The sequence below is a fragment of the Bacillus sp. NS1 genome (genome assembly GCF_058248265.1).
In genome coordinates, this window is record NZ_JBZAZF010000001.1 from 175,026 (window position 1) to 187,795 (window position 12,770).

Genomic DNA, 12,770 nt, shown 5'->3' on the forward strand with positions numbered 1-12,770 from the left:
TTTATCCAATCGGGAATGTAACAGTAAGGATTCTGTGAAAGAGGGTTGGACACATGGCCGTGAGAGACCAGTGCATGTCAAAAATCAAACAGGAAACCAAGCCTTGGGTCAAGCGATTTGGGAGGCTTGGTTATTTTGCATTCGGCGGCGTTTTTATCCTGCTCGGGATTTTAGCATGTATGACGGCAGCCGGGGCTGGCGGGGCGAAGGATTCGAGCGGGGCTCTCCTAACGTTATCGCGCATGCCATACGGATCATTCTTGCTTTTTTTCATTGGTGTCGGTCTCATCGGTTATGTGATCTGGATGGTGCTGAGTGCGATCAAGGATACGGAGGGCCACGGAACAAGCAGGCGCGGCCTGTCGCGGAGAACAGGAAACTTTTTCAGCGCCGTCGTTTACGCATCCATTGCTTGGAATGCCTTGCGTTTTGTATTTGGCCAAGGAGACGCCAGCACTTCAGAACAGACGTGGTCCGCTTATGTATTGGCGCAGCCGTTCGGCCAATGGCTCACAGGGCTTACAGGTGCGGGCTTTGTCCTATTTGCGATTGTTCAATTTGTGAAGGGTGTCCGGGCTGCATTTATGAAAGAATTCGATACGTCAAAAATGAACAAACAGATGATATGCATCGCGAAAAACACCGGGCGCGCAGGCAATATTGCCCGCGCCATTATTTTCTCAGCTATCGGCTATTTTCTCATCAAGACAGCCATGACCGCTGATCCCGACGACACAAGAGGCTTTGACGGCGCGCTCGCCGAGCTCGCGCAGCAGCCGCATGGCAAAATGATTCTGTCTATTTTGGCGTTCGGGCTGATCTTATATGGATTGTATGCTATTATGAAAGGCATTTATCAGCATATGACATGGGAGAAGTAAGCTCTGGACAGATCCGCATCCAGGGCGTTTTTCAGTTTCTCAGAATTCAGGTGGATGAAAGCGGGCGCCAGCAAAGGAAATGGTGTGCGCAAGCTGTCGCAGCTGCTTGGAGTTGAACCGGAGGAAGTCATGTACATAGCAACAACGGAAACGACGACAATGATTGAATGGGCGGGCTACGGCGTTGCCATGGCAAACGCTATTCCGGAAGTAAGGGAGATTACCAAAAAAACATGGCGTGGCGCTACGATTCAGGAGCTTGTGCTGAAAAAATAGGCACCCCATAAGAGGGTGCTTTTTTGAAAACAAAGGTAATATTCTCATACCGAAATATTGTAGTTACATTATCCGAGAGGCTAGTTAAAATATTAATGCCGATTTTAGAAGTGGTTAGGATTAAACCCTTTAAAGTTTGAAATGATTTTTCTTAGCTTAGACTATTAATCAATAGAATCCCCTATGATGTCTTTTTTGTTAAGATATATAATGGAAGTAATTATACATATAAGAATAATTATCATTTGTATCAACAAGGTGATCATAATAGAGGCAAAAACATTTTGGTGAAATAGGGGCTGTCTTAAAAGCATACTTAGATTTCCTATAAAAACAAAGGAGTCTCTGAAAATAGACAGCACGTACCATGCAGTTAAGATTAAAAAAGCATAAACTGGTTTCATCATTATTGAAAATGTTGTGAAGAGAAAAACTGCACATAGTACACTTGAAAAATTCAACAAAATGACGAACCATGTTAACTGTAGATAAGGCATTTTAAAATCTGAAAAATTCAGTGTATGCAAAGTATATTCAGTATAATTTGTTGAATGGATCCCAAATAAAGAGCATAGACAAAATGTTAATAAAAATATTAGAGAGCAGTAGATAAATGTAATAATAAAAGTACAAGTATATTTACTAATGATAAGTAAATACACTTTACGTATTCTAATTCTAGTAAATGAGCTGAAATTTATAATGTCTGTTCTTGCCCACGTATTCATAATTAAAATCAAGCTTAGTTGAATAAATAACCATAAAAATGGGAATTTAAAAGAGTGCTGTATCACAAGGTCAATTGGTACACCCCCTATACCAATTAGTAATGTATCTAAATACGAATAATAACTATTTTGATCATAGGATTTTAACAAAAGCACTGGGTACAACAAAAAAAACAACGTGAGAATTAGCAAAATAATAAAGTTATTTTTAGCATGTTGAAAGCCAGTTTGCAGATCTCTTTTTATTAATAAGAAATAATCTTTCATTGGATTTCACTTCCATAAAGTATCTTATTTGTAAACTAGAATCTTGAACAAATTGATAGTCATACCATGTCGAGAGTTAATATTTAGTTGTAATGATGCGGTTTTATTCATATCATTATAGGTGAATTTAGCCTCCCCTTTGATTGTTGTGTGAGGAGGGATGGAATTCACTCTTTTTTTTGTACGATCATCAATAAAGTCGATACTTTGTGTCATATCTTCTCCGCGCATTAAACGATAAAATTCTGGATGGAATGTAACAGCTTTATCAGTGTCATTTTTAAAAGTGAAAGGTATTAAAAAATTTGTAATTTTATTCAGCATATCATCTTCCACTATTTCAGTTTTTGCTTTTCCAAATGATTGTGTAAGGCCGAGGGCTTTTATTGGTGTGTCTAGTTTAGAATCAACAACGGATAATTTGTAACCAGCATAGTTTTTATTAGTAGCACGGTATTGATAAATACTATATGCAGTAACGAAAATCAAGCAAATTAATATTAAAGCCAAATATAGTTTTTTCTTCATTAATTCACATTCCTTTCAGACTCCCTGATAATACGTCCACAATCAATATCAAAAATTTTATCTGATACTGCATGAAGTGTTTCAGAATCGTGACTAGCAATTAATATGGTCTTTCCTTCAGCCTTTAATTTAAATAAAAGATTTTCGACTACTTTTACAGCTTCACGGTCTAAAGCGTTTGTCGGTTCATCCAGCATTATGATTTGTTGATCTTCCATAATAGCTTGAGCAATTCCAAGGCGTTGCTTCATGCCTAAGGAATACTTTTTATATTTTTTTTTATCATCAGGATTTAAGCCGACACTTTCAATAGCTTTCTTAATGTCATTATCGGAAATTTTTGATTGAATTTTTGAAAGTAACTTTAAATTCTTAAAGCCGGTGTAATCAGGTACAAAACCAGGATACTCAATTAAAACGCCAATATTGTTAGGGAAATCTCCTTGCTTTGTCATATTAATTCCGTTTATTAAGATTTGCCCTTTAGTAGGGCGCATTAATCCCGATAGTACACGCAGCAGCATAGTTTTACCAGATCCATTCCGGCCTTGAAATCCGTAAATTTTCCCTTTATCTAATTTAAAAGAAATACTATCTAGTACCGTATTTCTTTTGAATGTTTTTACAATATCTTTAGCTTCTATGATTACTTTCGACATTTTTCGTCCTCCATTATTAGTTCCTCTTAACGTTGTTCTCGTCAATTTTCCCATTAGAATAATCTTTTTTGACCATTTGTACATATATTATAGAAAATAAAAGTATAGTTCCGCCTGTAAACAGAAAGACTGTGGTTTCAAACGATTCTGGTACTAACCATTGGTCTAAATTCAAAGATAAGTGATCATGTAAAATTGAAAATTCATAAAAGTTGTTCATCATACGATCCATAATAATTAAAGACATTACAACGATAAAACTATATATGTAATTTGATAAAAACAAATATATAGCACTAACTGCAGCCGAAAAGAAAAAGAACACGAGAGTGCTCGTAATAAAATAACGAGTAATCATCCATATCCCTGAAAAAGATGTGAGGTCTATTTGATCTCCATATCTTATATAAGGCGTTCCTGCTGTTGTGTCCCAGTAATGTACAAAATTATCGCACCAAATTCCACTAATAATGTATCCAAAAAACAATAATAATAGTGTAAAACATAAGGAAATACCAAACAATCGAGCAATTAAAGCTAAAAAAAGTTCTGAACGTGATCTATATCTAATGATACGAAATAAAGAAAAAAATGGTATAACACCAATAGACACAAATAATAGAAAAAGTGGACTGAGTGGGAAAGTAAATGTATATATTGAGAAAAATTGATCCATTGCGTCTGCAATACTAATCGTACCTTTTAGATCTTCAAGTCGTGCACTCTTAATTAAGAAAAGAATAGTCAGTATAAATAAGCAAAACCAACTCGATATTTTCCATTTATCGGCATATAAATCAGTTATTAAGTTTTTCCATTCCCTAATCACGAACATATTTGCGAACTCCTAGTAGAAAAATTATTAAGCTTAAAAGCATCCCCCCTATTAACTGGAAGCACATTGCAGACCAACTTGCTCCATTGGGTGCTTGTTGTTGTAAAAAACTAGAGGCTTGCATTTGATCTTGTCCTAACGTTGTAAATACAGTATTAAGTATAAACTGAAGTACGAATGGAGATAAAACAACAATAAACATATTGTGAAATAGCATACTTATGCTCAGTGCAAAACTAGCCCATACACCGGAAAACAAACCAGTCAATAATATATAGAACAAAATGTGTAATAATGGGTGACTATAATAAAAATCAGGAAAAAATGTATAGCCTGTTACTAATGGCATTTCATTATTGATAACACGATCAGGCGGAATATTAGGCAACTTCATGAAAGACAAATAAAGATTAACAATTAGAGGCAGCGTTCCAGTAATAAAAGCTGCGGCAAAATTCAATCCAAATAAAGCCTTGAAGTATAAACTTGCTTTTTTCCTTATAAATAAAAAAGGTGTATAGCCAGTACGTTGATCACTTGCAAATAAATCTGCTAATGGAAGAGATACTATTACAGGTAAAAGGAACAGAAACAAGGTAGGGTAGTCTGAAATTCCACCAATCCCCATCCACTTGGTATAAGGTGTAAATGCTATTCCGCCATCTTTTTCAATTGATTCTTCTAAGAAAAGTTCATCTGTATAAAAATAAGCAACAGAACAAAATAAGCCGATTAAAATTGCGATATAAAATGACTTTCTATGTAATAGTCGGTGTAAAATTAGTGCTCCCATAGAATCCTCCTCTATACAAGTAAATAGGTACTGAAAAATCAGTACCTAAGAAATTATCTATAATCAGGGCTCCAAGTCCCATTAGAATGGCCGTTCCCATCTTTTTTAGCAGCAATTGAAGCGTTTACTGTTTTTCTAGATCCTTTATAATCTTCAACAGCATAATTCGTCATTAATATTACGCCCTTTTTTCTTACGGTATAATTATGCCCGTGGGAAGCATCATGCCCGTTTGCTTTAACCCAAGATAGATATGAAATATTTATATCCGTTACTTTTTGATAGACAGGACTCGTATTATATTTATCGAGCTTACGAGTCTCATCGTATGGATTCCCTTTTAAGAACCCAAAATGATAACTTGCTGTCATACCTTTTGGTGTATAAGCAAAAGCCTTGTTAATCCCTATTAAAGTAAAACTAAGCCCTATAATAAGAGTGAAAATAAAAAACTTTTTTTTCATACTTTAACTTCCTTCCGAAATTTCCACATTTTATTACGAATATTTATCGTAGTCAGGACTCCATACTCCGTTAGAGTGCCCATTTCCATTTTTTTTAGCTGCAATAGAAGTGCCGACGGATTCCGCCCACCAACTTCTATAATCTTCAACTGCATAGTTTGTCATTAATACTACGCCCTTTTTTCTTACTGTATAATTATGCCCGTGGGAAGCATCATGCCCGTTTGCTTTAACCCAAGACGTATATGCAATATTAACATCTTTTACATTTTGATATACATAAGTTGTTCGGTACTTTTGACGTTCAGTTGTCTCATCATAAGGATTTCCTTTCAAAAATCCAAAATGAAATTTAGTGTCTACAAAGTTTCCATCAGGTGGGTGCTTTGCTAATAGTTTGGCAGTTCCTAAAGAAGTAAAACTAACTCCCAAAATGAGCATAAATACAAGTATCTTTTTTTTCAATGAATTCACCTCTATATTTTTTTTATATTAAAAATCTTGTCTGCCACACCGTAACAGTCATGATTTTCATTCAACCAAATAAACCGAAGAGAAACAACTGCTGATTTTCCTTTAAAAGATGGTAATTTGATTTGAAAATCTGCATCAGGTCCAGGATCTTTATAAGTTTGTTTCCATGTGACTTCTTTTCCCTTTTCGTCTCTAATTTTCCCGAGTATGTAACTTGGTGTAGGATGCTTTAATTCCTTTACCATTTCAATCTTATTATGTTGTGGGAGAGGTACAATATCGGTCTTTTTTCCCTTAAGTAATTTTTTGATGTCAGCACTATTCGTCTCTACTTGTTTGTTGTAAAAAGGGCCATTCTTAAAATCAGATGACCAAAATATTTTTTTAAAATAAATATTTTTCGATTCAGAGTCTAACCAAAAGTCATTATTTTCACTCTTAGGATCTTTGGAGGTATCCGTTATTACAATGATTGGTTCGGATACCGAATCTGTTACCATCTTGACTTCATTATTTTTGCCACAAGCAGAAACCATTAAGAGGGATGCTGTAAAAAATAGTGAAAAGATTAATTTCTTCATTAAAGAACACTTCTCCTTATTTACTCAAAAAATTCCAGTAGACTCATATTAACTATAATATTTTTACAAGTCAACTACTTTTTTCTATTTATTGAGTATTTATTCTCGTATTTACCTTTTAACATAGTTCGCGAGATGATATTGAAAAGCAAAGGACGATAGCCTTTCATTACTTTATGGGGTATGCTTCAGGTGTGTATATATAGTCGTGACCAGGAACATAATAGTTTCTTAACAGGAGATTAAATTTCTATACTAGTTTAAACGATTAATCAAATAGCTTAAATCATAGTCATTTTTAGAATTGCCTTATATAATGAGCGTTTTTTATTAATGAGCTTTCAAATATCATTTTTGAAGTGTATTAAACCATCCGATAATGGAGCGTAATACTGTACTTTAATGTTAAAATAAATTGGGATATTGTAAAAAAGAATAGAAAATATTGAATCTAAACTGGAGGCGCGATATGGATCGTGAAAAACAGCAGCTCTGTATAGAAGCGGCAAAATTATATTATCAATCAGATTACAGCCAGCAGCAGATCGCTGAACTACTTAATCTGTCACGCCCGACCGTTTCCCGGCTGCTGCAATATGCAAAAGCAAAAGGGTTTGTCCAAATTCGCGTCATGGACCCTTTTGAAGATTTGGATGCGCTCGGTTCCATGCTTGAAGAAAAATACGGGCTTCTCGAGGCGCATGTTGTGTTTTCCCCGACACCCGATTATGCAGGAATTACACATGACCTAAGCCGCTATGGTGCAGAATATATGCATGAAATGGTGAAAGATGGCGACATTGTCGGTGTCAGCTGGGGAACCACCATGTATCAGATCGCGCAAAACATGCAGCCGAAGCAGGTAAGAGGCGTTGAGGTCGTCCAGCTGAAAGGCGGCATCAGCCATTCTCGGGTAAACACGTATTCCGCTGAAACGATTCAGCTGTTTGCAGAGGCATTTCAAACGATGCCGCGCTATCTCCCGCTTCCCGTCGTGTTTGATAATGCGGATGTGAAGAGTATGGTGGAGAAAGACCGTCATATTAAGCGGATCATTGAGATGGGCAAGCAGGCGAATATCGCTCTCTTTACGGTGGGAACTGTCCGTGACGAAGCGCTGTTGTTCCGGCTCGGGTATTTTAATGAAGAAGAGAAAGCCCTGCTGAAAAAACAGGCCGTCGGTGATATCTGTTCACGCTTTTTTGATGCGAAAGGGAATATTTGCAGCAGCGCCATCAATGACCGGACCATCGGCGTTGAGCTTGAAGACCTCAGGCTGAAGGAACGATCCATTTTAGTGGCCGGCGGGAGCAGAAAAGTGTCTTCCATACACGGCGCATTAACCGGGAAATACGCCAACGTTTTAATCATTGACCAGCATACCGCAAGGGCGCTTGTTAATGATTTGTGACACGTGCAAACCGTTCGTTGAACAAAATTTCAATTACCAATTTACATATGTTCAAAAGTCGGTTATGCTAAAAAATATCTTAACAAAAAAGGAAGTGTGCGAAGGATGTCATTAGCTAACATAATTGATCATACAGCTTTGAAACCGCATACACAAAAAGCGGAAATTCTACAATTAATCGAGGAAGCGAAAACATATAAATTTGCTTCTGTATGTGTAAATCCCACATGGCTGCAGCTTGCTGCAAAAGAGCTTGAGGGAACGGGAGTTGACGTTTGTACGGTCATTGGCTTCCCGCTAGGTGCCAACACAACGGAAACCAAAGCGTTTGAAACAAAAGACGCGATTTCAAAAGGCGCTACTGAAGTGGACATGGTCATTAATATTGCCGCTTTGAAAGACAAAGAAGATGATGTGGTTGAAGCGGATATACGCGGTGTGGTGGAAGCTGCAGCCGGAAAAGCGCTTGTCAAAGTCATTATCGAAACATGTCTTCTGACTGATGAAGAAAAAGAACGTGCATGCCGTTTAGCGGTTTCTGCGGGAGCGGATTTCGTGAAAACATCAACAGGATTCTCTACAGGCGGCGCAACGAAGGAAGATATCGCCTTAATGCGCAAAACGGTAGGCCCTGATATCGGCGTGAAAGCATCCGGCGGCATCAGAACAAAAGAAGATGTAGATACAATGGTCGAGGCGGGAGCGAGCAGGATCGGCGCAAGCGCAGGTGTTTCCATTGTAAAAGGCGAAAACACATCCGGCGGAGACAACTATTAAGAAGCTGACGGAAGGCACATTGCTTTCCGTTACTCATTCTTTCTTTTCTGGGGAAGCAGTTATTGTAAGCGAATACAAATAAAGGAGAAACACATATGAAGTATTTGATTGGGATAATCGGTTTGATCGTGTTTTTAGGGCTTGCGTGGATCGCAAGCAGCGGGAAAAAAAGAATTAAGATCCGCCCAATTGTTGTTATGCTCATTTTGCAATTTATTCTCGGCTACATTCTCCTCAATACCGGGGTAGGGAATTTCCTCGTAGGAGGATTTGCAAAAGGATTCGGTTACCTGCTTAATTACGCGGCAGAAGGAATCAATTTTGTGTTTGGCGGTTTGGTGAATGCGGATCAAACGACATTCTTTATGAACGTTCTCTTGCCAATCGTGTTTATTTCCGCCTTGATCGGTATTTTGCAAAAGTGGAAAGTCCTCCCGTTTATTATTAGATATATCGGCCTTGCCCTCAGCAAGGTAAACGGTATGGGAAGACTGGAATCGTACAACGCAGTTGCTTCAGCTATTTTAGGGCAGTCAGAAGTATTTATCTCCTTGAAGAAAGAACTCGGTCTTTTAAATCAGCAGCGCTTGTACACGCTTTGCGCTTCTGCGATGTCAACCGTATCAATGTCAATCGTCGGCGCGTATATGACGATGCTGAAACCGGAATATGTCGTAACGGCACTAGTCTTGAACTTATTTGGCGGTTTCATCATCGCTTCAATTATTAATCCTTATGATGTGAAAAAAGAAGAGGATATGCTTCGTGTCGAAGAAGAAGAAAAACAATCCTTCTTCGAGGTACTCGGAGAATACATCCTTGACGGTTTCAAAGTAGCAGTTGTCGTGGCTGCGATGCTGATCGGATTTGTTGCGATTATTGCCCTAATTAACGGCATTTTTAATGCAGTATTCGGTATTTCCTTCCAGGGTATTCTTGGATATGTGTTTGCTCCATTCGCTTTTCTTGTGGGTATCCCATGGAACGAAGCAGTTAATGCGGGAAGCATTATGGCAACAAAAATGGTATCAAATGAATTTGTCGCCATGACGTCGCTAACGCAAAACGGCTTCCATTTCAGCGGCCGTACCACAGCGATCGTATCGGTATTCCTTGTGTCATTTGCGAACTTCTCTTCAATCGGAATCATTGCCGGTGCCGTAAAAGGACTGAATGAAAAGCAAGGAAATGTTGTCGCTCGTTTCGGCTTGAAACTATTATATGGTGCTACGCTTGTCAGCTTTTTATCAGCGGCAATTGTGGGCTTGATTTACTGAACTTAATCGAAAAGGATCGGTGACTATAATGAGAATGGTAGATATCATCATCAAAAAACAGAACGGAAAAGAACTCACCACAGAAGAAATTCAATTTTTCGTAAAAGGCTATACGGATGGAAGCATTCCTGATTATCAGGCAAGCGCGCTTGCCATGGCGATTTTCTTCCAGGATATGAGTGACCGAGAACGTGCGGACTTGACGATGGCTATGGTGAACTCCGGTGAAACGATTGATCTTTCTGCCATTGAAGGGATTAAAGTGGATAAACACTCCACCGGCGGCGTCGGCGACACGACAACACTCGTTCTCGCCCCGCTAGTTGCCGCTCTTGATGTGCCGGTTGCGAAAATGTCCGGCCGCGGCCTCGGCCATACGGGCGGAACGATTGATAAATTAGAGGCAATCGACGGTTTCCATGTGGAGCTGACGAAGGACGAATTTATTAAGCTTGTGAACCGCGACAAGGTCGCTGTCATCGGCCAAAGCGGCAATTTGACGCCGGCTGATAAAAAACTGTACGCCCTTCGTGATGTAACGGGAACGGTCAATTCCATCCCGCTGATCGCAAGCTCGATTATGAGCAAAAAAATCGCTGCCGGGGCGGACGCTATCGTACTTGACGTAAAAACGGGAGCGGGCGCCTTCATGAAAACGGAAGAAGACGCGGCTGAACTCGCCAAAGCGATGGTTCGCATCGGAAATAACGTCGGCCGCCAAACCATGGCTGTTATTTCTGATATGTCCCAGCCGCTCGGTTTTGCGATCGGAAATGCGCTTGAAGTCAAAGAAGCGATCGACACGCTCAAAGGTGAGGGACCTGAGGATCTTCATGAGCTTGTCTTAACGCTCGGCAGCCAAATGGTTGTGCTTGCGAAAAAAGCCGACACATTGGACGAAGCGAGAGCGAAGCTGGAAGAAGTCATGAAAAACGGCAAAGCGCTTGAGAAGTTCAAGGATTTCCTGAAAAACCAAGGCGGCGACAGCACGATTGTTGATGATCCTTCTAAGCTTCCGCAAGCCGCATATCAAATTGATGTGCCTGCCAAAGAAGCGGGTGTCGTCTCCGAAATCGTCGCAGACGAAATCGGCGTCGCAGCGATGCTGTTAGGTGCCGGACGCGCCACAAAAGAAGATGAAATTGACTTAGCCGTCGGCATCATGCTCCGCAAAAAGGTCGGCGACAAGGTAGAAAAAGACGAACCGCTTGTCACGCTTTACGCCAACCGCGAAAACGTCGATGAAGTCATCGCGAAAGTCTATGACAACATCCGCATCGCAGCGGAAGCGAAGGCGCCGAAGCTGATTCATACGTTAATTACAGAATAAAACAAAAGCACATCCCATCCTGAGTGGGGTGTGCTGTTTTGATTAAAGGATATGATCGATCTGATATTCTTCTTGGCTGATTTTTTTTGCTTTCTCAAACTTTCTTTTGAAATAGAAGATGAGATAGCAAAGGATGATACAAGGAATTCCGCAGAATAGAGCGATTCTTTGATTGGGATCAAAAGCAAGACCGATACAAGAAGCTGAACATAATAAAAGAGCGGCTATAGGCATAAGAGGATAAAGCGGCGTGCGAAATGTCAGATCTTTTACATCCCCCCCTGTTTTAAGAAATCTTTTTCGAAACAAGAGTTGAGACAAGGCTATACTCATCCAGACAACGACTCCTGCAAATCCAGCAATCGCTACCATCACCACATATACAGTTCCGGGCGCCACGATACTGGAAACGAGAGATAAACATGATACGGCCATACTGATCATTAAGGCATTTAAGGGAATGCCTTTCGATGTGACTTTCTTAAAACGCGAGCTGATCATGTTTTCATTTGCTAACGACCACATCATACGGGTTGAAGCGTATAGGCCCGAGTTGGCGACGGACAGCAAGGCAGTTAATATGACGAAATTCATAATATCAGCGGCGTAAGGGATTCCGATCTCCGCAAATACGGCTACAAACGGGCTTTCAATCACGCCTGCTTCTTTCCACGAAATCAGCCCGGATAAGATGAAGACAGCGCCAATGAAAAAAATGACTGTCCTCCATGCGACATTACGGATGGATCGCGGAATATCCTTTTGAGGATTTGCTGATTCTCCAGCTGTAACTCCGATTAACTCTGTTCCGGAAAAGGCGAAACTGACAGATATCATGGCAATAAAAACGGCGAGAAAGCCATTCGGAAACAACCCGCCATGATCTGTGAAGTTTGACAGCATAGGAGCATCTGCCGTCCCGTTTAAAGAGATCAAGCCAAACATGGCGGCTCCTCCTAAAATGATAAATAAAATGATCGTAACAATCTTCACGCTGGAAAACCAAAATTCTGTTTCCGCAAATAGCTTGACTGAAAACGCGTTGCATACGAAAAGAAGAGCTGCGAAAACCGCACTCCACATCCATACGCTGCTGTCAGGAAACCAGCGCTGCATGAGAATGCCTGATGCGGTAAACTCAGAACCTACCGTCACCACCCAATTCACCCAGTACATGATGCCGACCATAAAACCGGTAGATGGCCCGATGAATGTGGTAGCGTATTTTTGAAAAGAGCCGGTCACCGGCATGGCGACCGATAATTCACCGAGACATTGCATGACGAGATACATCATCAACCCGCCGATTAAATAAGCGAGTATCGTACCGCCGGGTCCAGCTTGGTTTAGCGTATAGCCCGTGCTGAGGAAAAGTCCTGTGCCTATGACGCCTCCCAATGAGATCATAAATAAGTGCCTGCTTTTCATTGTGCGTTTTAGCTGTTGGCCGCTGTTCTCCTGAAGATTCACCGTTTCGCCCTCCTTTTAG

General features: G+C 40.1%; 13 protein-coding genes and 1 pseudogene. 6 read left to right on the plus strand and 8 right to left on the minus strand.

The features are described 5' to 3' along the window. Positions 1 to 53: 53 nt before the first annotated feature. On the plus strand, positions 54 to 881 hold the full coding sequence (locus AC4CV5_RS00915; RefSeq protein WP_222142354.1) for a DUF1206 domain-containing protein: 828 nt from the start codon (positions 54 to 56) through the stop codon (positions 879 to 881). 66 nt (positions 882 to 947) lie between these two features. Further along, a pseudogene (locus AC4CV5_RS00920) lies at positions 948 to 1,157 on the plus strand (HAD family hydrolase); the annotation flags it as partial. Between the two features lie 1,019 nt (positions 1,158 to 2,176). Here AC4CV5_RS00920 and AC4CV5_RS00925 read toward each other — a convergent pair. Genes AC4CV5_RS00925 through AC4CV5_RS00955 form a run of 7 tightly spaced genes read right to left on the minus strand, consistent with a single transcriptional unit; the run spans position 2,177 to position 6,486 of the window. Beyond that, on the minus strand, positions 2,177 to 2,680 hold the full coding sequence (locus AC4CV5_RS00925) for a hypothetical protein (protein WP_490921951.1): 504 nt from the start codon (positions 2,678 to 2,680) through the stop codon (positions 2,177 to 2,179). Beyond that, a complete protein-coding gene (locus tag AC4CV5_RS00930) occupies positions 2,680 to 3,339 on the minus strand; it encodes an ATP-binding cassette domain-containing protein (protein WP_101859708.1) in 660 nt (219 codons plus the stop codon). Before AC4CV5_RS00930 ends, AC4CV5_RS00925 begins: the two co-directional genes overlap by 1 nt. A gap of 16 nt (positions 3,340 to 3,355) precedes the next feature. After that, entirely contained in the window at positions 3,356 to 4,174 is an 819-nt protein-coding gene (locus tag AC4CV5_RS00935) for a hypothetical protein (protein WP_160832001.1), read from the minus strand. Continuing rightward, the gene (locus AC4CV5_RS00940; protein WP_134976112.1) at positions 4,161 to 4,967 is read right to left on the minus strand and encodes a hypothetical protein; all 807 of its coding nucleotides are present in this window, start codon (positions 4,965 to 4,967) and stop codon (positions 4,161 to 4,163) included. Before AC4CV5_RS00940 ends, AC4CV5_RS00935 begins: the two co-directional genes overlap by 14 nt. A 53-nt stretch (positions 4,968 to 5,020) precedes the next feature. Further along, entirely contained in the window at positions 5,021 to 5,431 is a 411-nt protein-coding gene (locus tag AC4CV5_RS00945; protein WP_119995526.1) for a DUF2712 domain-containing protein, read from the minus strand. A gap of 33 nt (positions 5,432 to 5,464) precedes the next feature. After that, entirely contained in the window at positions 5,465 to 5,905 is a 441-nt protein-coding gene (locus AC4CV5_RS00950) for a DUF2712 domain-containing protein (protein WP_418910927.1), read from the minus strand. A gap of 2 nt (positions 5,906 to 5,907) precedes the next feature. Next, on the minus strand, positions 5,908 to 6,486 hold the full coding sequence (locus AC4CV5_RS00955) for a hypothetical protein (protein WP_160832100.1): 579 nt from the start codon (positions 6,484 to 6,486) through the stop codon (positions 5,908 to 5,910). Positions 6,487 to 6,955: 469 nt separating this feature from the next. On the opposite strand from AC4CV5_RS00955, the gene deoR reads away from it, so the two are divergent. From deoR to AC4CV5_RS00975, 4 genes are all read left to right on the plus strand, one after another. Further along, complete coding sequence (gene deoR / locus AC4CV5_RS00960; protein ID WP_490921952.1) at positions 6,956 to 7,897, plus strand: DNA-binding transcriptional repressor DeoR; 942 nt, start codon at positions 6,956 to 6,958, stop codon at positions 7,895 to 7,897. Positions 7,898 to 8,002: 105 nt separating this feature from the next. Continuing rightward, the gene (gene deoC, locus AC4CV5_RS00965) at positions 8,003 to 8,674 is read left to right on the plus strand and encodes a deoxyribose-phosphate aldolase (RefSeq protein WP_490921953.1); all 672 of its coding nucleotides are present in this window, start codon (positions 8,003 to 8,005) and stop codon (positions 8,672 to 8,674) included. A 95-nt stretch (positions 8,675 to 8,769) separates the two neighbouring features. Beyond that, positions 8,770 to 9,951, plus strand: coding sequence for a nucleoside permease NupC (gene nupC / locus AC4CV5_RS00970; RefSeq protein ID WP_222142351.1), 1,182 nt, complete (start codon positions 8,770 to 8,772; stop codon positions 9,949 to 9,951). A 28-nt stretch (positions 9,952 to 9,979) separates the two neighbouring features. Next, positions 9,980 to 11,281, plus strand: coding sequence for a pyrimidine-nucleoside phosphorylase (locus AC4CV5_RS00975; protein ID WP_166846562.1), 1,302 nt, complete (start codon positions 9,980 to 9,982; stop codon positions 11,279 to 11,281). A gap of 42 nt (positions 11,282 to 11,323) precedes the next feature. On the opposite strand, the gene AC4CV5_RS00980 is transcribed toward AC4CV5_RS00975, so the two are convergent. Beyond that, on the minus strand, positions 11,324 to 12,751 hold the full coding sequence (locus AC4CV5_RS00980; RefSeq protein ID WP_326222376.1) for an amino acid permease: 1,428 nt from the start codon (positions 12,749 to 12,751) through the stop codon (positions 11,324 to 11,326). Between the last annotated feature and the right edge of the window lie 19 nt (positions 12,752 to 12,770).